The sequence below is a fragment of the Bordetella genomosp. 12 genome (genome assembly GCF_002261355.1).
Classification (GTDB): domain Bacteria; phylum Pseudomonadota; class Gammaproteobacteria; order Burkholderiales; family Burkholderiaceae_B; genus Bordetella.
Genome location: NZ_NEVU01000002.1, coordinates 1 through 23,324, shown reverse-complemented (window position 1 = coordinate 23,324; position 23,324 = coordinate 1). Strand labels below are relative to the sequence as shown.

Here is a 23,324-nt window from a genome sequence, read left to right as displayed (position 1 = left end):
GGTCGATGGCCGGGGGGCCTCATCATAGCCGTGCCAGCACGCCCTGCCCAGGCAGGCGGGCTCAGCCTGCGAGCTTTTGCGGATCCACCGGATCGAGCGGATCGGCCGGCGCGGTCTGGGAGGCCGCGTCGTTGTTCTCGGCCACGACAGGCGCGACCAATTCAACGACTTTCTTGCGCGAGAGCATGCCCAGGAACTCGTCATCCTCACCGGTGACCGCAACCGGCTGATCGCTGTGCACCAGTTGAGACAGCACCTGATCCAGGCCCGCCGTGGCGGGCACGGAAGCCAGGTCCTCGACATAGCGCGACACATCGCGCGCGCCTTCTTGCTGCGCCAGCATGGCCGCCTGTTCCGTCAGGATGCCCGCCAGCCGCTTGCCGTCGAGCACCGGCGCGTACTCGTAATTCAGCGCCTGCATGCGTTCGAGCGAGTGCGCCGGGCGCGAACGCATCGTCAGCGTCAACCGCGAAGGATTCACCGCGTGGGCGGCGTTGAGCACCTTGGTGCGGTTCACATCTTGCAGGAAAGCCTGCACATAGTCGTTGGCCGGGCTCAGCAGAATGTCTTCCGGCGTGCCCTCCTGCACCAGCTCGCCATCCTTGAGAATGGCGATGCGGTTGCCCAGGCGCAGCGCTTCGTCCAGATCATGGGTGATGAAGACGATGGTCTTGTTCAACTTGGCCTGCAGTTGCAAGAGATGGTCCTGCATCTCGCGCCGGATCAAGGGATCCAGCGCCGAGAAGGCCTCGTCCATCAGCAGGATTTCGGCGTCCGTGGCCAGGGCGCGGGCCAGGCCCACGCGCTGCTGCATCCCGCCGGAGAGCTGATGAGGATACTGCGACTCGAAGCCGGTCAGACCCACTTGCTCCAGCCAGTGGCGGGCACGCTGTTCGCGCTCCGAGCGCGACACGCCCTGCACCGCCAGGCCGTAGGCCGCGTTGTCCAGCACCGTGCGATGCGGGAACAAGCCGAAGCGCTGAAACACCATGCTCATCTTTTTCTGGCGGAAGGTCTCCAGGTCGCGCTTGTTCAGGCTGACCACGTCCACGCCGTCGACCAGGATCTGGCCCGCGCTGGGCTCGATCAGGCGATTGAAATGGCGGATCAATGTGGACTTGCCCGAGCCGGACAGCCCCATGATGACGAAAATGCTGCCTTCGTCGATCGACAGGCTGATATTGCGCAGGCCCAGCGTATGGCCCGTTTCAGCCAGCAGCGCTTCCTTGCTGATGCCGTCCTGAGCCGCCTTGAGGCATTTCTGCGGATGCGGCCCGAAGATCTTGTAGATATTCTTGACTTCAATCTTGCTCATCGGTGGCCTCCCACACGCACACGCTGCCCATAAGACTGCGTAATACGATCAAACAATACCGCCAGCACCACGATACCCAGGCCCGCGAGCAGGCCGCGGCCCACTTCCAGGCGGTTGATGCCCAACAGCACCTCGTAGCCCAGCCCGCGCGCGCCGATCATGGAAGCAATCACCACCATGGACAGCGCCATCATCGTGGTCTGGTTCACGCCAGCCATGATGTTGGGCAGCGCCAGCGGCAACTGCACGCCGAACAACTGCTGGCGCGAGTTGGCGCCGAAGGCGCGCGAGGCTTCAAGCACCTCGCGATCGACCAGGCGTATACCCAGGTCGGTCAGGCGGATCAGCGGCGGCACGGCATAGATGACCGTGGCGATCAAGGCCGGGATCTTGCCCAGGCCGAAGAGCATCACCACAGGGATCAAATAGACGAAGCTCGGCATGGTCTGCATCACGTCCAGCACGGGCAACATGATGGAACGCAGCCAGTGCACGCGCGCCATCAGGATGCCCAGCGGGATCCCGATGATCACCGACAGGCCAGCGGCCATGATCATCAGCGCCAGCGTCTGCATGCCGGCATCCCACAGACCGAGAAAGCCGATCACGCACAGCAGCGCGCCCATGGCCACGCTCAGGCCGATACGGCGGCTGACCAGCCAGGCGATGGCCACGGTCGCCAGCACCACCGCCCACCAGGGCGAGGTGCGCAGCACTTGCTCAAGCCAGACCAGCACCTTGAGCACCGGGCTGGCCACGGCTTCGAGCGTATCGGCGTAGTTGGTCACGAGGTGATCGACAAAGCCGTCGATCGCCCCACGAACGGATTTCGCGGGTATCCATTCAGGAAACATCAGAGAACTCCTCTTCCGGGAGATTGCATGCGCAGGCCGTCACGGCCGGCGGGGCATGCTCGGGAAACTTCACAGCCAGGTCGGCTGGACTGGGACGGGGGTCGTCCCCGGCCCCGGGGAGGGGCCGGCTAGCTTGACCTCAGAGCGAGGCCTCGACGCGGGTCGCCACATCGGCGGGCACCCACTTTTTCCAGATGTCGGCTTTGTTCTTCAGGAACCATTGCGCCACGTCGGCGGAATCGTCGCCCGAGGACTCCATGTGAGCGAGCGTTTCATCCATTTGCTCACGCGGCACGCTCACCTTGGACAAAAAGCCCGTCAACTGGGGCGCCTCTTTCGAGAACGCGGTGTTCACGGCGGTAAAGACCGGGTTTTCCGGGTAGGCGCTGGGCTGCGGGTTATCGCACTTGGGCGCGGTCAGGCACTTGTGCTTTTCGGCGTCATAAGGCGGCATTTCCAGCTTGACCAGATCCATGGCGCCGACCAGGGGCGTGGGATACCAGTAATAGAACACCACGTCCTGTTTGCGCTTATAGGCGGACATCAAGGCCGCTTTCTGGGCCGCGCCCGTACCCGGGGAGTACAGCGTGAAGCTGTCGTCCAGCTTGAGCGCATGGAACAGATTGGTGCTGGTCACTTCGCAACCCCAGCCCGCCGGGCAACCGTAGAAACGGCCTTTGCCTGGCTCTTCCGGATCTTTGAACTTGTCCTTGAACTTGGGCAGATCGGCGGCCGACTTCAGCTCCGGATAGCGCTCGGCGGTGTAGCGGGGAATAAACCAGGCCTCGCCACCCATGTAAATGTCGCCTACGCGCTTGACCTTACCGGTCTTTTGCGCGCGATCCCAGGGTTCGGCCACGCTGTTCAGCCAGATCTCGGTGTTGATATCCAGATCACCGCGTTCGAGCGCTGCCAGCGCCGGCAAGGTTTCAGTCGGCAGGGTTTCGGTTTTGCAACCATAGCCCTTTTCCATGATGAAACGCTCTACATCGACCAGGACCAGATTGGATTCCCAGTTCATCCCGCCGAACTTCACGGGACGCTTGATTTCGCATTGCGGGGCGGCATGAGCCGCACCAGCAAAAACCGAAAGAACGGCCGTAGCGGCCAGGGCCTTGAGGGGGGTAAAACGCATGGCTTTTGCCTCCATAGGTTCAGGGACACAGCCATCGCGGGAGTCGCAGGCCATGCCGTGGAGCTAAGGGGGTTGTGCGGAAGACGGGCAAAACCGCCAATACAAACCGACACTCACAGCAGAAAACACGACCGGGATGGCCGGTTTTCCAAATGACAGCACTTTGTCTGCGGGCAGACCCCGGCAATCAAAGCGCAGAAAATTGAAAGAAACTCAATGAAGAAGCCTGCATGTTAGATGATTTTGACGACGCGACCAAGCTCAAGCCATTACATTTAGTAGCAATTCGGGCAAAAACAGCCTAGGGAAAATCCCAGGGCAGAGGGCGGCCACTCGGGCATCCTCCCTGCCATTGCAGTGCAACAAAAAATGCGCCCAGCGCGTTTCATTAAGTTACCAATTCACAGGATTTTGCCGGGGTAAAGTCGGTCTGAGGCCGGCCGATTCGCGGGTCTCCGCCCAAAAAAACAGCCCCTTGCGGGGCTGCTGCGGGCTGAAACAGGGCCTCAGGCTTTGACGTCCTGATACATGTACTCGCGCCGCCAGGGATACTGCCGATCGGCGGGATAGTCGAGCTCCAGGTTATCGCCCTTGGCAGGCGTGGTGACCAGCAACTGGTGCAGGGCTATCCAGCCATGGTCGAACGCCATGGCGCAACCCGCCAGATAGAGCCGGTAGGCGCGCAGCGACCGCGCGCCCTGCTCACCCGAGAGAATGCGCGAAGCCTCATCCAGCCGGGACTCGAGCTCATCGCTCCAGGCCCACAGGGTGCGCGCGTAATGGGGCCGCAGATTCTCGACGTCACCCGCCTCCAGGCCGCCCCCCGTCACGGCCTCCAGCACGCTGCTGATGTGCGTGAGCTCGCCCCCCGGGAAAATATACTTCTCGATGAACTCGCCCATGCCGCTGCCCAGCTCCGAGTTGTACAGGCCGGCGGCGGTGATGCCGTGGTTCATGATGAGGCCGCCTGGCTTGACCAGATTGCGCAGCTTGGCGAAGTAGCCCGGCAACTGGGCCCGGCCCACGTGCTCGAACATGCCCACGGAGGCGATCTTGTCGTAGGGCTGGCTCTCATCGAGTTTGCGGTAGTCCAGCAATTCCATCCGCACCCGCCCGGACAGCCCCTTGGCCTCGATCAGGCGGTTGACGTGGGCATGCTGGTTGCGCGAGAGCGTAATGCCCGTGGCATCCACGCCGTAGTTCTCGGCGGCCCACAGCAGCAAGCCGCCCCAGCCCGCCCCCACATCGAGAAAACGCTCGCCCGCACGCAAGCGCAGCTTGCGGCAAATGAGGTCCAGCTTGGCCTCCTGGGCCTGCGCCAGCGTCATGTCGGGCTCGCGGTAATAGGCGCAGGAATAGACGCGCCGGGGATCCAGCCACAAGGCGTAGAAATCATCCGACAGGTCGTAGTGAAATTCGATCTGCTTGGCATCCCGCTCGACGGAGTGCCGCCAGACCGAGGACACCTTGCGTATCAGGTCGGTCAGCCAGCCGCCGCGCGCGGCCTCCACCGGCGAACCCGGCAATAGCGCGGCTGCCGCCGCCATCACATCGCGCATGCTGCCCTGGATATCAATCCGCCCTTCGACGTAGTCCTGGCCCAGCACGCCCACCCCGCCTTCGGCCAGGTGGGCCAGCGCCCCCTTGTCACGGGCGGCGAATCGCACCTTGGCATCGGGCGGCCCCAAAACGGTTCCGTCAGGCATTTGGAGTTGCACGGACACCGGCAGCGCGGCGAGTTTACGTTCGACAACAGACAGCAAAGGATTAACCAATTCCCTCTCCACTGGAACATGACCGACAGGGGGACTTTATCGGAAAACAGTTGAAATTTGTACGTAAGGTCGCGCGTGCTACAGTCGTTGGCTCGGCCGGCTCGGGGCACCCCTGCCCCCCCGCCGAGACCTCCTGCCGTTTTCCCCCTGCTGATGCCACCCTCTTCCCCCCCGCCGTCACCCCGTTCCGAATCCCTGGGCCGCAGCCTGCCCGGCTGGCTCATTCTGATGGGCGCCCTCACCGCCATCGGACCTTTCTCCATCGACATGTATCTGCCGGCGTTCCCCACGATCGCCCAGAACCTGGGAGTGGCACGCGGTGATGTCGAGCGCACGCTGGCGGCCTATCTGATCGGGCTGGCCATGGCGCAGGTGGTCTACGGCCCCTTGGCCGACCGCTACGGACGCAAGCTGCCCGTCATGGCCGGGCTGGCCCTGTACATCGTCGCGTCGCTGGGCTGCGCCCTGGCCGGCAGCATCGAATCCCTGACGTGCTGGCGGGTGGTGCAGGCCCTGGGCGGCGCGGCCGGCGTGGTGATCCCGCGCGCGGTGATCCGCGACCACTATGAGACGCAGGATGCTGCCCGGGCCATGTCGCTGCTCATGCTCATCATGGGGCTGGCGCCGATCCTGGCGCCGCTGGCCGGCGGGCAACTGCTCAGCATCGTGGGCTGGCGCAGCCTGTTCTGGCTCATGGCGCTGGCCGCCGCGGCCATGCTGACCTGTGTGGTGCTCATCATGAAGGAGTCTCTCGCGCCGGAGCGCGTGGTGCCCTTGCGTTGGCAGACCATCTTCGGCAACTATCGCGCCCTGCTCACCCACCGCTCCTTTCTTGCCCATAGCCTGGCGGGCGGCCTGGGCCAAGCCGGGATGTTCGCTTACATCGTCGGCTCGCCGCGCATTTTCATCGAGTATTACGGCGTCGCGCCCCAATACTATGGCCTGCTGTTCGGCGCCAACGCCGCGGCGCTGATCGTGGGCTCGCAAGTCAGCGCCCGGCTGCTGCGCCGCCTGCAACCGGCGACCTTGCAGCGGCGCGCCCAGAATGCCCTGGCCATCGCCAGCCTGACGGCCGTGCTCTTGACCGTGGCCGGCCTGATGAACCTGCCGCTGCTGATGCTCTGCCTGATCGGGTATATGTTCAGCCAGGGGTTCGTGAATCCCAATTCCGCCGCCCTGGCGCTGGCCGAACAGGGCCGCCGCCTGGGGGCCGCCTCGGCCATGCTGGGCACCTTGCAACTGTCTTGCGGTGCGGTGGCCGGCCTGCTCATCAGCCTGTGGCAGACCCAAAGCGCGCTGCCGCTGACCACCGTGCTGGCCGGCTGCGCCTGCCTGTCCTGGGCGGCCGGGCGGGTTGCGCGCAGTGGGGCTTGACCCAGACTTGAAATACGTTGTATAGTCGACGTCTAAGCATTAATCCCATATCCCGTAGGCAACTACTATGCTTTGTAGTTGCCACATTACTTAGTTCTGCCTGGGTGAATCCGGCGCAGAGGATTTAAGCGGGTATAAGCACGGGCCAGCTTGCAGATCATCAGCAACAGGATGATCCTTCTTGCGGCAGCCCTCATCCAGGTTTTTGGGTGGTTAGCGGGTGACTTTTGATCACCGCTTGTGCGAATACCTCCCTTTAGCCTCGGCCCTGGTGACACATCCCGGCGAATAAACACAAGAGGTGCATCCATGGCACGTGTTTGCCAAGTTACCGGCAAAGGCCCGATGGTGGGCAACAATGTTTCGCACGCCAACAACAAGACCAAGCGTCGCTTCCTGCCGAACCTGCAGTCGCGCCGCTTCTGGGTTGAGAGCGAAAACCGCTGGGTCCGTCTGCGCGTGACGGCCAAGGCCATCCGCACGATCGACAAGAACGGCATCGACGCCGTGCTGGCCGACCTGCGCGCACGCGGCGAAGTGGTCTAAGCTGCGGCTCAGCCACCCTACGCCCCATTCCGTGCGCCACACAGCGCCACGAACTGCAAATTCATACTAGGAGCCCGACATGGCCAAAGGTATCCGCGAAAAGATCAAGCTCGAGTCGACCGCCGGCACGGGCCATTTCTACACGACCACCAAGAACAAGCGCAACATGCCCGAGAAGATGCTGATCAAGAAATTTGATCCGGTCGCTCGCAAGCACGTTGACTACAAGGAAACCAAGCTGAAGTAATTCAGCCGTTCCGGTCGCCAAAAGCCCTGCTCACGCGGGGCTTTTTGTTTTCTGCCGCCCGGAAAGCGGCACAAACTGGCGCGAACTCCGCCCCTCGCGCCGGCGCGCGCCTGGCTACACTCGGGCAACGACCACTACGCGCCTTCGCCCATGCGCCCTCTTGCTGTCTTCCTGATTGGCCTGGCACTGCTGCCGGCGGGCGCCGGCGCCGAAACGCCGCCTCCCATCGTGCTGGGCGAAGCGCACGCCCAACCGGCCGACAGCGATTTCGCGCAAGGCTGGCGCATGGCGCTGGAAGCCGTCAATCAGGCTGGCGGCGTGATGGGCCGCCCACTTCGGGTCGTGCCGGTGCGCAGCGGCCCGAACGCCACGCCCCCGCCCGACGTGCATATGCTGTTTGATGGCGCACAAGATAGCGCCCAGGCCCTGGCGCTCGCCCGCCAGGCGGCGAGCTGGCGCCTGCCCTATCTGGTCGTCCGCGCGCCCAGCGACCGCCTGGTCTGGCAAGAGGGCAACCGCTATACCTTTCGCCTGGCCCCCTCCACCCGGATGCGTGTGGCCGCCCTCGCGCCACGCGCGCTGGCCCTGCGCCAGAAGCGCTGGGCCCTGGTGCATGAAGCGGCTCAGGACGGCCAAGAGGAAGCCGCCGCCTTTGCCGCGACGCTGGCGGCGTTTCAATCGCAGACCGAGATCGTCGGCCGCCATGCCGTGACGCCTGGCAACGTCGATGCCGAACTGCTGCGCGCCGTGCAAGCCGAACAGCCCCAGGCCTTGCTGCTGGCCTTGCGAGGCGCGGATCTGGCCGCTTTCGGCAAACTCCTCCGGCAACAGCCGGCGTTGCAAGACCTTCCCGTCATCGTCATGCATGGCGAAGCCCTGGACACCCCCGCCCCCGCCGGCTGGATCGTCGCCACGCATGACATGCTCCCCGCCGGCCAGGACGGCTTTGCCCAGGCCTTCGCGGCGCGCACCGGCCACCCGGCCACCCTGCCCGCCTTGCAGGGATATCTGGCGCTGCAGAGCCTGTCGGCCGCCTTGCGCCTCGCGCAGTCTACGGATGCGGAGAAGCTGGTCGACGCCCTCGAAGGGCTGCGCCTGGACACTCCGTCAGGGCCGATCCACTATCGCAAGGTCGACCATCAATCCACCATGGGCCTCTTTGTCGCGACCGGAAACGAACAAGGCATGGACTCCCGCCACTATCTGGATGGCGCGCGTCTGCAACTGCCCGATGCCGTGGCGCAGCGCTTGCGCAGCCCCGCCAAGCCGGTTCACACCGCCGCCGCGCCGCCGGCCGACACGGGCGCCGGAGCCCCGCCCGCTCAGGCCTCGCCAGCGTTCGGCGTATCGCGCTTTCGATCCGGCGGCACGACGCTTGCCGCCTGGCCGGACTGATGCGCCGTGCCCGGCGGACCACACTCCAAGAAGCAACGGGCCTGACACGAGCGGCAGACGGCAGGATCCAGCCGCTGGTAGATACTGCCGATGGCCGTCGCCTTGTCAGGAAAAACGTGGTCAGGGCCCAGGCGTTCGATGAACCCCGTGCGTCTCCAGGTCGCCAGCACCTCGGGGCGGGGCCGATGGAAATACAGATCCCCTCCCAAGGCTCGCCGGCGCTTCAACTCATCTTCCCAGACCTGCGCCCCCGCCTGATCGATGAAGTTCATGCTTTTGGTCATCACCAGCAGATGCGGCGCGCCGCCCTGGCGTAATGTGCCCAGCCGCTCATCCACATAGGCGGCCGCGCCAAAATACACCGAGCCCTCCATGCGCAGCAGACACAGTTGCGGGCAGGCCGGCAAGGTGTCTGCGCCGCTGTCGCGCACGAGAAAATGACGCGCCGGATCGTCCGCGCCGATGCCCATGATCCGCATGGCCGGCCGCGATGTGCGATAGAGATAGGCCGACAGCGACAGCAAGGCGCCCAGCATGATGGCGACTTCCATGCGGATGAACAGCGTCGCGGCCATGGTGGCCGCCGCGATGATGGCTTCGCTGCGATCCACCCTGGCCAGCCAGCGCCAGCGCGGCACATCGAGCAGCGTCCAGGCCACCAGCAGCAGCAAGGCCGCGATGGCCGCGTAAGGGATATGCGCCAGCAGCGGCGCGCTCAACAGCACCAGCCCCACCAATATCAGCGCCGAGAACACGGCAGCCATGGGTGTGCGCGCGCCGGCCTCATAGTTGGGCATGGACCGGTTCAGCGAGCCGCAGGACAGATAACAGGAAAACAGCCCGCCCACCGTGTTGGACAAGCCTTGCCCGAAGAACTCCCGGTTCGGATCGATGACCTGGCCCGAGCGCTGCGCCACCGCCTTGGCAATGGAAATGGATTGCGCCAGGGCCACGATGGTCAGCGGCACGGCCACGCCCAGCATGTCCGGCAGACGCCGCCACTCGACCTGGGGAAGATGGAAAGGCGGCACCGGCTGGGCGATAGGCCCCAGCACCGACAACCCGGCGCCAGCCAGGTCCAGCAACCAGCCGGCGAGCGTGCCGGCAGCCAGGCCCACCAGCATGTGCGGGCGGCGCCGGTCCCAGCGGCGCACCGCCAGCGCACTTAGCAGGGTGACCAGCGTCACCACGATCGCGCCCGCGCTGACCTTGCCCGACGCCAGCGCGGCAAAGGTTTCCGACAAACCATGCGCCGCGTCGCGCGGCACGCCGAACGCGTCTTTCAGCGCATGCAGGGCGATCAGGATTGCCGCGCCACTGGTAAAGCCAAACAGCGCCGCCGGGGAGATGAAATTGGCCAGCACCCCCAGGCGCAGCAGGCTCACCGCCAACTGCATCAGCCCGACCAGCACCGTGACCGCGAGGGCCAGTTCGATATAACCGGGCGATCCCGGCACGGCCATGGGCGCGAGCACGGCCAGCAGGGCCAGTGAATTCGCATTGGTGGGCCCGGACAGGACATGCCGGCTGGAACCGAACAGGGCGGCGATCACGCAGGGAACCACCGCGCTGTAGAGCCCGTACTGCGGGGGCAAACCGGCCAGCAGCGCAAACGCCATGCCCTGCGGCAACACGAGCAGCGCGCCGAGCAACCCCGCCATTGCATCGCTGCGCAGGACCGCGGGCGTAATGTCGAGAACCCAGCTCCCCATCCATCTGGCAGCGCGCAAAGATCTCCCCTTATATTTGATTGCGCATCTGCGCCAAGGCGCCTAGCGTAATCTGCGCGGAGCCCGCACGCAATGCAGAGCGAGGCCGCAAACACCTTAAAACAAGACCTCGCGCGCTGGCGCTGCATCCGGTTTCTCGCGAAAACAACATCTCGTAAGCATTAAACCGCGGAAAAATTCATGCGCGCGCCTGAGTTTCCGCTATCATCGGGCGCGTGGTGCCGGACATCCGTCGCAAGCGCCGCTTTATTACCCAACATACGGATCTTGACCATGGCTACCAAAGCAAAAGCTCCCGCCAAGAAAGTCACCAAAACCGCCGCCAAGGCTCCTGCCAAGAAGGCAGCTCCCGCCAAGAAGGCCGCCGCCACCAAGCCGGCCGTGAAGAAGACGGCGACCGCTACCGCGCGCCCCATCAAGGAAGCACTGAACAAGTCGCAGCTGATCGCTCACCTGGTCGAAAACACCAGCGTCGAAGCCAAGTCGGTCAAGGCAGTTCTGGCTGGCCTCGAGGCCGCCGTGTTGGGTTCGGTTGACAAGAAGGGCGCTGGCGAATTCACGCTGGCCGGCCTGTTCAAGGTCTCCGTGCAAAAGGTGCCGGCCAAGGCCAAGCGCTTCGGCAAGGATCCGTTCACCGGCGAAGAGCGCTGGTTCCCGGCCAAGCCCGCCTCGGTCAAGGTCAAGGTTCGCCCGCTCAAGAAGCTCAAAGACGCCGCTCAGTAAGCTTCGTCTTCCGGTCAAACCGGAAAGAGCCCGCCTCCGGCGGGCTCTTTCTTTTTGTGGCTTGCCTGCCGGGCATTTATCTTGATATAAAGATACTTTACATCAAGATAAATGCCCTCCATGAAAGATCATGTCGATCTGGTCCTAGCCCAGTGGGCGGAACAACGTCCCGATCTGGACGTCTCCGCCATGGCGGTATGCAGCCGCCTGTTCCGTATGAACATCGTGGCCGCGCGCAATGCCGATCGCGCCTTTCGCGCCCACGGCATGCATCAGGGCGAGTTCGACGTCCTGGCCACGCTGTTTCGCGCGGGCGCACCCTATTGCCTGAGCCCCCAGCAACTGATCGGCGCCTTGCTGCTGTCTTCCGGCGCCATGACCAACCGCCTCGATCGCCTGGAGAGCGCCGGCCTCATCGCGCGCAACCCCAACCCTGAGGACCGCCGCAGCGTCATCGTCTCCCTGACGCCGCAGGGCCAGCGCGCCTTGCGCCACGTGCTGGACGCCTATCTGAACGAGATGAACCAAACCCTGGCCCCGCTGAACGCGGCCGAACGCCGCCAGCTTGCCAGCCTGCTCAAGCGTTTATTGGCCGAGCACGACCAACATGCCCCCGGAGGCGTCGCATTTTGAACTCCCGTCTTACTCCCGCCATGGTTTTCCTGATGTCGGTGGCGACCGGCCTGGCCGTCGCCGGCAACTACTACGCCCAGCCGCTGCTGCACATCATCGGCGACCAATTCCAGGTTTCGAACGCGACCACCGGCAGCATCGTCACCATCGCCCAATTGAGCTATGCCATCGGCCTGGTGTTGATCGTGCCCCTGGGCGATCTGGTCGAACGCCGCCGCCTGATCGTCTTCATGACCGCCCTATCCGCCGTCGGCCTGTTGATCTCTGCCAGCGCGCCCGGCATCAGTTGGCTGATGCTGGGCACCTTTCTGACGGGCATGCTGTCCGTGGTGGCGCAGGTCCTGGTGCCTTTCGCCGCGACGCTGGCCGAACCGGCCCAGCGCGGCCGCATCGTCGGCACCCTGATGAGCGGCTTGCTCCTGGGCATTCTGCTGGCACGCACGGCCTCCGGCGTGCTGGCCGACCTGGGCGGCTGGCGCACGGTGTATTGGGTCGCCGCCATCCTGCTGCTGGCGATGTCGGCGGTACTGTGGCGCATCCTGCCCGATCATCGCGGCTCGGCGCAATTGAGCTATCCGCGCCTGCTGATGTCCATCCTCAGGCTCTATCGTGAGGAACCCCTGCTGCGGGCACGCTCCATCATCGGCGGGCTGATCTTCGCTTGCTTCAGCATGCTCTGGACACCGCTGACCTTCCTGCTGTCGAGCCCGCCGTATGGCTACAGCACGACCACGATCGGGCTGTTCGGCCTGGCCGGGGCGCTCGGCGCCTACGCCGCCCGCAGCTTTGGCCGCATGGCCGACCAGGGACTGGGCAACCGCGCCACCGTCGTGGGCCTGATCCTCCTGCTGGGCTCCTGGGGCCTGATCGCCTGGGGCGCGCACGCCGTCATTCCTCTGCTGATCGGCATCATCATCCAGGACATGGCCATCCAGGGCGTGCACGTGACCAATCAGAGTGCCGTCTACCGCCTGCGCCCCGAGGCCCGCAGCCGCCTGACCGCCGGCTATATGACGTCTTACTTCATCGGCGGCGCCGCCGGCTCGCTCGCCTCAGCCTGGATTTACGGCCATTTCGGCTGGTATGGCGTGGCGGGCGCGGGCGCCGTCACGGCCCTGCTGGCACTGATCTACGGCTGCCTGGCGGCAGGGGCCCGCATCCCCGGAAACGCCCCTTCCCCATCCCGGACCTAGCACCTCCTATAATCTAGGGTTTGAGCGGCCGCCCGTCGGCCGCATCCACCCCTATTTCTACGCACGAGTCCATGCAGGAACGCTATCAACCCAATCTCGTCGAAGCGGCGGCCCAACAAGACTGGCAGGCCCGTGACGCCTATCTCGTCCATGAGCATGCCAAGAACGCCGACGGCTCCGAGAAGCCCAAGTTCTATGCTTGCTCCATGCTGCCCTACCCCAGCGGCAAGCTGCACATGGGCCACGTGCGCAACTACACGATCAACGACATGATGGCGCGCCAGCTGCGCATGCGCGGCTACAACGTCCTCATGCCCATGGGGTGGGACGCGTTCGGCATGCCGGCCGAAAACGCCGCCATCAAGTCCAAGGTCCCGCCGGCCAAGTGGACCTACGACAACATCGCCTACATGAAGAAGCAGATGAAGGCGATGGGGCTGGCCATCGACTGGTCGCGCGAGATGTGCGCCTGCGATCCCGCCTACTACAAATGGAACCAATGGCTGTTCCTGAAGATGCTCGAAAAAGGCATCGCCTACCGCAAGACCCAGGTCGTGAACTGGGATCCAGTCGACCAGACGGTGCTGGCCAACGAACAGGTGATCGACGGGCGCGGCTGGCGATCCGGCGCGCTGGTCGAAAAGCGCGAAATCCCCGGTTATTACCTGCGGATCACCGACTACGCGGATGAACTGCTCGACCAGGTCAAGAACAACCTGCCCGGCTGGCCCGAGCGGGTGCGCATCATGCAGGAAAACTGGATCGGCAAATCCGCCGGCGTGCGCCTGGCCTTTCCGCATGACATCAAGGATGACGACGGCCAGCCCATTCAGGGCGGCAAACTGTTCGTCTTCACGACCCGTGCCGACACGCTCATGGGCGTGACGTTCTGCGCGGTCGCCCCCGAGCATCCGCTGGCCGCGCATGCCGCGCGCAGCAATCCGGCGCTCGCCAGCTTCATCGAACAATGCAAGCTGGGCGGCACCACCGAGGCCGAAATCGCCACGCGCGAAAAGGAAGGCATGCGCACCGGCCTGACGGTCACGCATCCGCTTTCGGGCCAACAGGTGGAAGTCTGGGTCGGCAACTATGTGTTGATGAGCTACGGCGACGGCGCCGTCATGGGCGTGCCCGCGCACGACGAACGCGACTTCGCCTTTGCCCGCAAATATGGCCTGACCATCCGTCAGGTCATCGCGCTCGAAGGCAAGACCTATTCTGAACAGGCCTGGCAGGAGTGGTATGGCGACAAACTCTCCGGCCGCGCCATCAACTCGGGCAAGTACGACGGCCTGAGCTCGGCCGAGGCGATCGACGCCATCGCCGCAGACCTGGCCGCCCAAGGCCTGGGTGAGAAGCAAACCACCTATCGCCTGCGCGACTGGGGCATCTCGCGCCAACGCTACTGGGGCACGCCGATTCCGATCATTCATTGCCCGGATTGCGGCCCGGTGCCGGTGCCCGAGCAAGACCTGCCGGTGGTGCTGCCCGATGACCTGATCCCCGACGGATCGGGCAATCCGTTGGCCAAGAACGAAGCCTTCCTGTCCTGCTCGTGCCCGTCCTGCGGCAAACCCGCACGCCGCGAAACCGACACCATGGACACCTTCGTGGATTCGTCCTGGTATTTCATGCGCTATACCTCGCCCGGCAACGACCAGGCCATGGTGGACAGCCGCAATGATTACTGGATGCCCATGGACCAGTACATCGGCGGCATCGAACACGCCGTGCTGCACCTGCTTTATGCGCGCTTCTGGACCAAGGTCATGCGTGACCTCGGCATGCTCAAGTTCGACGAGCCGTTCACGCGCCTGCTGTGCCAAGGCATGGTGCTCAACCACATCTACTCGCGTCGCACGCCGCAAGGCGGCGTCGAGTATTTCTGGCCGGAAGACGTCGAGAACACCTACGACGCCAAGGGCGCCATCATCGGCGCGCGCCTGAAATCCGATGGTTCGGAAATCACCTATGGCGGCGTGGGCACGATGTCCAAGTCCAAGAACAACGGCGTGGATCCGCAATCGCTGATCGATACGCTGGGTGCCGACACTGCGCGCCTGTTCGTCATGTTCGCCAGCCCGCCCGAGCAGACGCTTGAGTGGTCCGATTCGGGCGTCGAAGGCGCCAACCGCTTCCTGCGCCGCCTGTGGTCCTTGGGCTACGAGCACCGCGAGGCGGTCGCCCGCGGCTTGTCCCACGGCGCCGATTGGCAGACCGCCCCCGCCGCGGTCAAAGACCTGCGCCGCGAGTTGTATGGCCTGCTCAAACAAGCCGAGTACGACTATCAACGCATTCAGTACAACACGGTGGTGTCGGCGTGCATGAAAATGCTCAACGCCCTGGACAACGCCCAATTGCCCGAAGGCGCGGCCAGCGATGCCGTGCGTGCCGAAGGCCTGGGCCTGCTGCTGCGTGTCCTGTATCCGGTGGTGCCGCATGTGACCTGGCAGCTCTGGCGTGAACTGGGCTTTGCCCGCGACATGGGCGATCTGCTCGACGCGCCCTGGCCGCATGTGGACGAAGCCGCCCTGGTGGCCGAAGAAATCGAACTCATGCTCCAGGTCAATGGCAAGCTGCGCGGAGCCATCCGCGTGGCCGCCAAGGCCGCCAAGGAAGACATCGAACAGATCGCGCTGTCGCAGGAAGAGGTTGCCCGTTTCCTGGAGGGCCGCCCGCCCAAACGCGTGATCGTGGTCCCGGGCAAATTGGTCAACGTTGTGGGCTGACAAGGATACGCATGAACCTCGCCGGGAATTTCCTGCCGTTTTTCACAAAGTCTCGTGCTCTGAAGGCCGCAGGCCTGGCCGTGGTCTTGCTCCTGACTGCCTGCGGCTTCCAGATGCGGGGCGAGACGCCCCTGCCCTTCAAGACGCTGTATGTCGGCATCCCCGACAACACGCGCTTCGGCGCGGACGTGCGCCGGTCGATCCGCGCCGTCTCGCCGGGCACCCGCATCGTGTCCGACCCCAAGGCCGCCTCGGCCAATCTGCAGCAGGTCCGCAACACGCGCAGCTTGCGCGATGTGGCGCTCAATGCGCAAGGCCGGGTCGAAGAGTACGAATTGGGCCTGGTGTTCACGTTCCGGCTGGTTGACTCCACCGGCCGGGCCATCATTCCCGACACCACGTTCACCGTCTATCGCGACCTGCCCTACGATGACGGCGTCGTGCAGGCCAAGCAGTCACAAATGGAGGCGCTGTACGAATCCATGCAGCAGACCTTGGTCAGCCGCCTGCTGCGCCGCCTGACCGCGCCGGACGTGGCCGAAGCCATGCACAAGCTCGAGCAGACCAAGGATGACATCAGCGAAGAAACGCCGCTGTTCGACCCCAATGAACGCACGGACCAACGCCAGGGTCCGGCGCTCTGGAACACGCCCAACATCACCCCGGGCCGTGGCGCACAGCCCGAATAATGGCGCAGCATCTCGATGCCGACGGGCTGCTTGAGCACCTGAAGCGCGGCCCGCTGGCCGCGCTCTACACCCTTTCGGGCGACGAACCGCTGCTGGTCACCGAGGCTGGCGACGCCTTGCGCGCGGCCGCCCGCCAGGCCGGCTTCACCGACCGCAGCTCGCTGGTCATGGATGCGCGCGGCGACTGGAGCGCCGTGCTGGCCGCCACGCAAAGCGTGTCTCTGTTTGGCGACCGCCGCCTGCTGGAGATCAAGATCCCCACGGGCAAGCCGGGCAAGACCGGGGCCGACACGCTCACGCGTCTGGCCGAGCAGGCCACCCGCCAACCCGACGCCGACACCCTAATCGTCGTCTCTCTGCCCCGCCTGGACCGGGCCACGCGCGATGCCAAATGGGCCCAGGCGCTGGCCCGCAGTGGCGTAAGCGCCGACATTCCCACCATAGAGCGCGCGCGCCTGCCCGCCTGGGTCGGCGCGCGGCTGGCTCGTCAGAATCAACGTGTCGATGGCGCCACCCTTCAGTGGATAGCCGACAAGGTCGAAGGCAATCTGCTGGCCGCGCACCAGGAGATTCTCAAGCTGGGGCTGCTGTATCCGGAGGGCGAGATCGCCGCCGAGGATGTCGAACGCGCGGTGCTCAATGTCGCCCGTTATGATGTCTTTGGGCTGCGCGACGCCATGCTGGCCGGCGACATCGCCCGTACGGTGCGCATGCTCGACGGCCTGCGCGCCGAAGGCGAGGCGCTGCCCTTGGTGCTCTGGGCCGTGGGCGAAGAGATCCGCCTGCTGGCGCGTATCGCCGAAGCCCGCCAACACCGGCAGGATGTGGGCGCGCTCATGCGCCATCTGCGCGTGTTCGGCGCCCACGAACGGCTGGCGCTGCAAGCGCTGGGGCGCGTACCGCCCCAGGCCTGGCCGGCTGCCGTGCAGCACGCCCACGAGGTCGATCGCCTGATCAAAGGGCTGAGTGTCGCCGGGCGCCTGACCGATCCCTGGGAAGAAATGACGCGTCTGGCCCTGCGCGTGGCTGCCGCCGGCGCACGCGGCTGAACGCTCCCATTCTGGAAGAACTCATCATGTCCTCAATCGAACAAACCATGCTGACGCTGGGCGACAATGCCCGGCAGGCCGCGCGCGCCATGATGCGCGCCAGCGGCTCGGCCAAGAATCGCGCCCTGCTCGCGATGGCCGAGTTGCTGGTCGACGGCAAACAGGCCTTGCAGGCCGCCAACGCAAAAGACGTCGACGCCGCGCGCGCCGGCGGCCTGGAACCCGCGCTGCTGGATCGTCTGACGCTATCGGATCGCAGCGTGCACTTGATGGCGGAAGGCCTGCGCCAGATCGCAGCGCTGCCCGACCCCGTCGGCAGCCTGGGGCCCACCACGGTGCGCCCCAACGGCATGCGCGTCGCGCAGATGCGGGTCCCGCTGGGGGTCATCGGCATCATTTATGAATCCCGTCCCAACGTAACCATCGATGCGGCCGCGCTTTGCCTGAAGTCCGGCAATGCCACGATTCTGCGCGGCGGCAGCGAGGCTTTGCACTCCAATCTGGCCCTGGGCGCGATTGTGCAGGCCGGTCTGGCAGCCGCCGAACTGCCGCCGGCCGCCGTGCAGGTGGTCGACACCACCGACCGCGCCGCCGTGGGCAAGCTCATCACCATGACCGAGCATGTGGACGTCATCGTGCCGCGGGGCGGAAAAAACCTGATCGCCCGCCTGGCTCAGGAAGCCAGGGTGCCGCTGATCAAGCACCTGGACGGCAATTGCCACGTTTATCTGGATGCCGCCGCCGACCCCGACCGCGCGCTGGAGATCGCCTTCAACGCCAAGACCTACCGCTACGGTATTTGCGGCGCCATGGAGACGCTGCTGGTGCACCAGGCGGTCGCTCCCACCCTGCTGCCGCGCATCGGCCAGGCCCTGCAGCAGCATGGCGTCGAGCTGCGCGGCTGTGAGCGCAGCCGCGCCATTCTGCCCGCCATCAAGGCCGCCGACGAGCAAGACTGGGGAACCGAATATCTGGCTCCCATTCTGGCCATCCGCGTGGTCGATGACCTGAACCAGGCCATCGAACATATTGCCCGCTGGGGTTCCGGACACACCGATGCCATCGTGACCGAAGACCTGGCGGCGGCGCAGCGCTTCCAGCGCGAAGTCGACTCCAGCTCGGTCTACATCAACCTGCCGACCTGCTTTGCCGATGGCTTCGAGTACGGTCTGGGCGCGGAGATCGGCATCTCCACCAACCGGCTGCATGCCCGCGGCCCCGTGGGCCTCGAAGGCCTGACCACTTACAAATGGGTGCTTACTGGCGAAGGCCAGACCCGCGGATAGTCCACCATGACGGCCATTTACTCTCAGACCTTCGTTTTCGTCTTCAGCCTGTTCGCCCTGTGCTTCATCACCTGCACGATCTGCGGGCTGGTGCTGTTCTTCTGGAAAAGCCAGCGCGTCAATCACGTGCTCAAGCATCCCCTGCTCGAGCATCGCCCCTTCCGCCAGTATTCATTTTCCATCCAGGCGGCGATTTTTCTGGATTACTTCCTGCGCCTGACCTTTCCGCGTGCCAAGCGCTGGGTCGCCGGCTATGCCAACTATCAGCTCAAGCACGTGGATCCGAAGCAAGTGCCGCTCGACGTGAAATGGCCCATCATCGGCTTCTGGGGTTCGTGCTGGATCGGCCTGATCGCAATGATCTCCTTGTGGATCATGCTGATGATCGGGCGCTAGGCCGGCCCGCGATCCCAAACCGGGGCGGGCTGCGGGGGGCTCGGCCGCCCCGGCCCCCACAGCTCCCGGACCTCGGCGCGGATTACGCCCGAGGCTGCGCCACGCTGACCGGGCTGCCCGCCGCCTCGATGACCTGCCCGGCATCGAGCAGGATGTCCTCCCGATAGCGCGCCGCGATCAATTGCACGCCTACCGGCGCACCCTCCGCTTCGCCCATGGCCACCGCCAGCCCCGGCAGGCCCATGAACGGCAACCCAACCTGTGTCAACTGCGCCTCCCATACCCGGCGATACGCCGCCTCGCCCTGCATGTCCAGCCCGTCAGGAAAAGGCAATTCGGCCGATACCGGCGTGAGCATCAGGGGATAGCGTTCGAGAAACACATGCCATTCGCGCACCAGCGTGGCGCGGCGCGTCAGCGTGCTCTGGTAGGAAGCCAGGTCCATGCCGCGAAAAGCCTCGGCCTGTCCTCTGAGCGCCGTCAGGGCGCCTGCATCGCCCTCACGCTCGGCGGCCGCCAGCATGGCGTCGTAGCCATCGGCCATCCACATGCGCAACTGCAGCCCGGCCGCCTCGCGCAGGGGTGGCCCCGCATCGATCTCGTCGACCTGCCAGCCGGCGTCCCGCAGCCGCGCGGCGGCATCGAGCAAGGCAGCCTGCACCTGCGGTACCGTCTCCAGGCCATCGGGGCGCAGCCATAGCGCAGCACGTCTGGCCCAGGGCGCGCCAAGCAAGGGAACCGGCGCATACCAAGGGTCGCGCGGGTCCGGCGCGGCCAAGGCCTCCAGCCCCAGGCGCACATCGGCGATGCGCCGTGCCAGCGGCCCCGACACCGCCGTGATCTGGCCGCCCAACCCCCGCTCGGGCAAGGCAGCATTGAAGGCCGCGACCCGGCCCAGCGAAGGGCGCAAACCGTGGACGCCGCAAGCATAGGCGGGATAGCGGATGGATCCCGCGATATCCGTCCCATGCGCAAGATGCCCGATGCCAGCGGCGACCGCGCTGGCCGCGCCGCCGGAAGATCCGCCCGGCGTCAGGGCCGGATCACGCGGATTGCGCGTCGCGCCATGCAGCTGGTTGTCGGTAAACCACCTCAGCGAAAAGGCCGGCGTGTTGGTCCGGCCCAGAATCACCGCCCCGGCCCGTTGCAGATTGTCGACCACGGGGTTGTTGCATTGCGCGATGAGATCCTTTTGCAAGCGCACGCCGTTCGTGGTGGCAAAGCCCGCCTGATCGACATTGACCTTGACCGTAACCGGCACGCCGCCGAGCACACCCAGCGCTTCGCCGCGTGCCAGCCGGGCGTCGCACTCGCGCGCCTGCGCCAACACCGCCTCCGGGCGGCAGTCCACCACCGCATTGAGCACGGGGTTGACCGACTCCAGGCGCGCCAGTGCCGCCTGCGCTGCCTCGAGGGCGGAAAACGCTTTGCGTCGGATGCCATCGGCGACTTCGCTTGCCGACAACTGCCAGATCTCTGCCACGGCCAATCTCCTTAATGAATGGAGTCGCCGGCCCATCCAAAGAGATGGCGACGCCGACGCGTTCACCTTAGCGCTCGCGACGGCTGGCGGCAAGGTGGCGCGCCGCCTGGTTTGGGCAGGCATGCCACAATGACAGCCTGGCGCGGCCTCGGCGGCGCCATCCCCCTCCAAGGAGAATCGCATGAGCCAAGCAACACCTGAAGTCACGCATCTGGCCGATCAAGGCCGTTTCGAACTCATCGTCGATGGTCACGTCAGCGAGCTGGAATACCAGTTGCACGACGGCGTCATGGCGATCCTGCACACCGGCGTGCCCGAAGCCGTGGGCGGGCGCGGCATCGCCGCCCAACTCACCGAAGCCGCCCTGCACACGGCCCGCGAACGCGGCTGGAAAGTGCGTCCCCGCTGCTCGTATGCCGCGGCTTACTTCAAGCGCCACCCCGAGTACAACGACCTGCTCGCATGAAAAAGGCCTCTTTGAGCTGCCCTTGCGGCAGCGGCACCGATTACCCCGGCTGCTGCGGCCGCTGGGATCAGGGCAGCACACCCGCGCCCGACGCGGCCACCCTCATGCGTTCACGCTACAGTGCATTCGTGCGCGATGAACTCGGCTATCTCCTGGCAACCTGGCACCCGTCGACCCGGCCGCCAAGCCTCGCACCCAACCCGCCCGACCTGAAATGGCTGGGCCTGCAGGTCCGCCGGCACGCCCAGCAGGACGAAGATCACGCCGTGGTTGAATTCGTCGCCCGCTATCGCCAGGCTGGCCGGGCGACACGCCTGCACGAGGTCAGCCGTTTCGAGCGTATCGATGGCCGCTGGTACTACCTGGACGGCGATTTTCCCGAGGCAGCCACGACCTGAGGCTGGCGCAACGACGCAGTCCGGGTTGGCGCCGGGCCGGGCAAAGCACGCCCATACCGAGGGTTGGCCAACCCTCACCGCTACGGCGGCCACCGGGCATGGGCGCCGGCTTGGCGCTTGCCTGGCCTGCAGGCCCATCCCATTGCATCGAGCGCCTTCGATCAGGCCGACACCGGGGATAGCCCTACTGCTTGGCCAGGCCGAGCATCAGCTTCACAAAGCGTGTGCGCGTATCCACACCCAGCTTGCCGTAAATGCTCTTGAGGTGGGTGCGCACCGTGTGCGGGCTTACACCGAGCGCATCGGCCGCATCCTTGGTCGAGGCGCGCTCGACCAGCGTGACCGCCACCCGCGCCTCCATCGTCGTCAGGCCATAGCTTTCCTGCAATGCGGTGAGGTCGATATTCACCATCTCCGCGCTATCGGAAATAAAAATAATGGCCGCGAAAACATCGCTGTCAGCACCGAATTCATTATGCGAACCCAGCGCGGAAAACTGCAGCACGTAATTGTCACGCGACGACAGGTGCTGCACGGTCACTGATTTGGAGAAATGCTGGACGGCATAAGGATCGACACTCAGGGTCGCCTGGATAGCCGCCTTGATTGCCTTGCTCGTGGTGCTGGTCGCACCCACCAACTCGGCCTGCTTCTGATTGATCAATCGCCGGCGCAGATATAAGCCGTCCTCGGCTGCCAGCATGCGGGTGGCGGCCACATTGCTAAACGTCACGTAGCCATTGCGATCCAGCAGCAGCACAGCCGATGGCACTCGGTCCAGGGCCGCCCGGCTCGTCGCCAGCGTCAATTCGCTGGAACGCAGCCGTTGCATGACCCCCAGCGACCGAGAAAGATGCGGCAGCAGCAGCTTCAGACGCGCCCGCTCGATGGCGCCAAAATCCGCCTGATGATTGCCTCGGAAGAACGAACATGTGGTCGGCAGTGACGTCGTCGACTCACTTCCAAAAACAATACCGGACAAGAGCTGGACCATGTTCTCGTTGCGCGACAAACACTCCTTATAAAAAGAAGAGGCCAACAGCGTCCGCCGGGGCACCAGGTCGTCGCCGATCAGCACGCTGCCGGTGGCGTAGAGATTCCTGGAGTCGAGCGCCAGCTTCCATAAATCCGCGTGGTAATACTTCTGCACATACAGGTCGACCTGTTCCTGGTCTATGCCGTGCAAAAAGAAAAAGCCGCCATCCTGGGGCGTGTGCAGCCATGAGTACATGATGCAGCTGGGCGAGCCCAGATAATCAGCGACCGACGGCAATATATCTTTGGTCCAACGTTCTGGCGCCGTGGCCCCCTCGTAAATCAACTCAACCAGGCTGCTGAAACGCGCTAACTCTTCGATCTCGGAGCCCATGTTCATATTAAGTGAGGGAATATCAAGGTCCGGACTATAAGCAGAACCCATAGATGGTCGATATTGGTAGCTTCGCTGATGTCGGGATTGCGCGACAGGGCGTCTCGCCGGCCTGCGCCAATCTGGATCGCTGGCGCATATACACTGACCAGCGCCCTTCCCCGGCGCAGCCTGGCGGCATCCGCCGGAAAACGCCTCTTTTTTAACGGCATGTCCGCCGCGAAATCCGCCGGCTGCAGATACCGTACCCCGACACGATTTCAAACCAAGCACAGTGCAGCCGCGCCCGCGCACACAAATCCGGGCAGCCTGAAGTCGCGCCGGTCGGCAGGCCTCGATCCGCTGACGCCAGAAAGCCGGCGGGCCTGCTGCGCCGCACTACCACACGGCCCCGCAGCGGGTCAGCGCTAGAGCCAAAGATCACGTTCACACAACGCAGCTCGCGCGGCCTACGCCCACACCCTCTGCGCCGCACAACGCAACGCGCCTACAGCGGGCAGTGCTGCCGCCAGGTATCAGCCTCACACAAGGGAGCCAGC

21 protein-coding genes are annotated in these 23,324 nt (G+C 64.9%); 14 read left to right on the top strand and 7 right to left on the bottom strand.

The window, feature by feature from the left end; all coding sequences use genetic code 11:
- Nucleotides 1-61 precede the first annotated feature (61 nt).
- The 4 genes from CAL22_RS05505 to CAL22_RS05490 all read right to left on the bottom strand — a co-directional run bounded on the left by CAL22_RS05505 (nt 62) and on the right by CAL22_RS05490 (nt 5,067).
- Nucleotides 62-1,315, bottom strand: a complete 1,254-nt coding sequence (locus CAL22_RS05505) for a quaternary amine ABC transporter ATP-binding protein (protein ID WP_094811194.1) — start codon at nt 1,313-1,315, stop codon at nt 62-64.
- On the bottom strand, nt 1,312-2,169 hold the full coding sequence (locus CAL22_RS05500) for an ABC transporter permease (protein ID WP_094811192.1): 858 nt from the start codon (nt 2,167-2,169) through the stop codon (nt 1,312-1,314). The genes CAL22_RS05505 and CAL22_RS05500 overlap by 4 nt, the downstream gene beginning before the upstream one ends.
- A 139-nt stretch (nt 2,170-2,308) precedes the next feature.
- Nucleotides 2,309-3,304 (bottom strand): ABC transporter substrate-binding protein, encoded by a 996-nt coding sequence (locus tag CAL22_RS05495; protein WP_094811190.1) that lies wholly within the window; start codon nt 3,302-3,304, stop codon nt 2,309-2,311.
- A gap of 506 nt (nt 3,305-3,810) precedes the next feature.
- Nucleotides 3,811-5,067, bottom strand: a complete 1,257-nt coding sequence (locus CAL22_RS05490; protein ID WP_094811188.1) for a class I SAM-dependent methyltransferase — start codon at nt 5,065-5,067, stop codon at nt 3,811-3,813.
- Nucleotides 5,068-5,307: 240 nt separating this feature from the next.
- Here CAL22_RS05490 and CAL22_RS05485 point away from each other — a divergent pair, with 240 nt between their 5' ends.
- From CAL22_RS05485 to CAL22_RS05470, 4 genes are all read left to right on the top strand, one after another.
- Nucleotides 5,308-6,453 carry a multidrug effflux MFS transporter gene (locus CAL22_RS05485; RefSeq protein WP_094811186.1) on the top strand — a complete coding sequence of 382 codons (1,146 nt, stop codon included), beginning with the start codon at nt 5,308-5,310 and terminating at the stop codon, nt 6,451-6,453.
- A 309-nt stretch (nt 6,454-6,762) separates the two neighbouring features.
- Nucleotides 6,763-6,999, top strand: a complete 237-nt coding sequence (gene rpmB, locus CAL22_RS05480) for a 50S ribosomal protein L28 (protein WP_094811184.1) — start codon at nt 6,763-6,765, stop codon at nt 6,997-6,999.
- A 79-nt stretch (nt 7,000-7,078) separates the two neighbouring features.
- Nucleotides 7,079-7,246: a 50S ribosomal protein L33 gene (rpmG, locus tag CAL22_RS05475; RefSeq protein ID WP_003810296.1), complete on the top strand. Its 168-nt coding sequence runs from the start codon at nt 7,079-7,081 to the stop codon at nt 7,244-7,246.
- Between the two features lie 150 nt (nt 7,247-7,396).
- On the top strand, nt 7,397-8,641 hold the full coding sequence (locus tag CAL22_RS05470) for an ABC transporter substrate-binding protein (protein WP_094811182.1): 1,245 nt from the start codon (nt 7,397-7,399) through the stop codon (nt 8,639-8,641).
- On the opposite strand, the gene CAL22_RS05465 is transcribed toward CAL22_RS05470, so the two are convergent.
- Entirely contained in the window at nt 8,569-10,353 is a 1,785-nt protein-coding gene (locus tag CAL22_RS05465) for a SulP family inorganic anion transporter (protein WP_094811180.1), read from the bottom strand. The two genes, CAL22_RS05470 and CAL22_RS05465, sit on opposite strands and share 73 nt — an antisense overlap.
- Before the next feature lie 291 nt (nt 10,354-10,644).
- Here CAL22_RS05465 and CAL22_RS05460 point away from each other — a divergent pair, with 291 nt between their 5' ends.
- From CAL22_RS05460 to CAL22_RS05425, 8 genes are all read left to right on the top strand, one after another.
- Entirely contained in the window at nt 10,645-11,094 is a 450-nt protein-coding gene (locus tag CAL22_RS05460) for an HU family DNA-binding protein (RefSeq protein ID WP_094811178.1), read from the top strand.
- A gap of 120 nt (nt 11,095-11,214) precedes the next feature.
- Nucleotides 11,215-11,727 (top strand): MarR family winged helix-turn-helix transcriptional regulator, encoded by a 513-nt coding sequence (locus CAL22_RS05455; RefSeq protein ID WP_094811176.1) that lies wholly within the window; start codon nt 11,215-11,217, stop codon nt 11,725-11,727.
- Nucleotides 11,728-11,747: 20 nt separating this feature from the next.
- On the top strand, nt 11,748-12,920 hold the full coding sequence (locus CAL22_RS05450) for an MFS transporter (RefSeq protein ID WP_348271681.1): 1,173 nt from the start codon (nt 11,748-11,750) through the stop codon (nt 12,918-12,920).
- A 71-nt stretch (nt 12,921-12,991) separates the two neighbouring features.
- A complete protein-coding gene (gene leuS / locus CAL22_RS05445) occupies nt 12,992-15,649 on the top strand; it encodes a leucine--tRNA ligase (RefSeq protein WP_094811174.1) in 2,658 nt (885 codons plus the stop codon).
- An 11-nt stretch (nt 15,650-15,660) separates the two neighbouring features.
- Nucleotides 15,661-16,338 (top strand): LPS assembly lipoprotein LptE, encoded by a 678-nt coding sequence (lptE, locus tag CAL22_RS05440; RefSeq protein WP_094811172.1) that lies wholly within the window; start codon nt 15,661-15,663, stop codon nt 16,336-16,338.
- Nucleotides 16,338-17,387 (top strand): DNA polymerase III subunit delta, encoded by a 1,050-nt coding sequence (gene holA / locus CAL22_RS05435; protein ID WP_094811170.1) that lies wholly within the window; start codon nt 16,338-16,340, stop codon nt 17,385-17,387. Before lptE ends, holA begins: the two co-directional genes overlap by 1 nt.
- Before the next feature lie 26 nt (nt 17,388-17,413).
- The gene (locus CAL22_RS05430; protein ID WP_094811168.1) at nt 17,414-18,673 is read left to right on the top strand and encodes a glutamate-5-semialdehyde dehydrogenase; all 1,260 of its coding nucleotides are present in this window, start codon (nt 17,414-17,416) and stop codon (nt 18,671-18,673) included.
- 6 nt (nt 18,674-18,679) lie between these two features.
- Nucleotides 18,680-19,069, top strand: a complete 390-nt coding sequence (locus CAL22_RS05425) for a hypothetical protein (RefSeq protein ID WP_094811166.1) — start codon at nt 18,680-18,682, stop codon at nt 19,067-19,069.
- A gap of 82 nt (nt 19,070-19,151) precedes the next feature.
- On the opposite strand, the gene CAL22_RS05420 is transcribed toward CAL22_RS05425, so the two are convergent.
- Nucleotides 19,152-20,552: an amidase family protein gene (locus CAL22_RS05420; RefSeq protein WP_094811164.1), complete on the bottom strand. Its 1,401-nt coding sequence runs from the start codon at nt 20,550-20,552 to the stop codon at nt 19,152-19,154.
- A gap of 181 nt (nt 20,553-20,733) precedes the next feature.
- Between CAL22_RS05420 and CAL22_RS05415 the strand changes: the two genes are divergently transcribed.
- Both CAL22_RS05415 and CAL22_RS05410 read left to right on the top strand, forming a co-directional pair.
- Nucleotides 20,734-21,018: a GNAT family N-acetyltransferase gene (locus CAL22_RS05415; protein ID WP_094811162.1), complete on the top strand. Its 285-nt coding sequence runs from the start codon at nt 20,734-20,736 to the stop codon at nt 21,016-21,018.
- Nucleotides 21,015-21,416, top strand: coding sequence for a YchJ family protein (locus CAL22_RS05410; protein ID WP_094811160.1), 402 nt, complete (start codon nt 21,015-21,017; stop codon nt 21,414-21,416). Before CAL22_RS05415 ends, CAL22_RS05410 begins: the two co-directional genes overlap by 4 nt.
- Nucleotides 21,417-21,600: 184 nt before the next feature.
- Here the strand turns inward: CAL22_RS05410 and CAL22_RS05405 are convergent, their stop codons facing one another.
- Complete coding sequence (locus CAL22_RS05405) at nt 21,601-22,785, bottom strand: helix-turn-helix transcriptional regulator (protein WP_167383566.1); 1,185 nt, start codon at nt 22,783-22,785, stop codon at nt 21,601-21,603.
- Nucleotides 22,786-23,324: the final 539 nt, after the last annotated feature.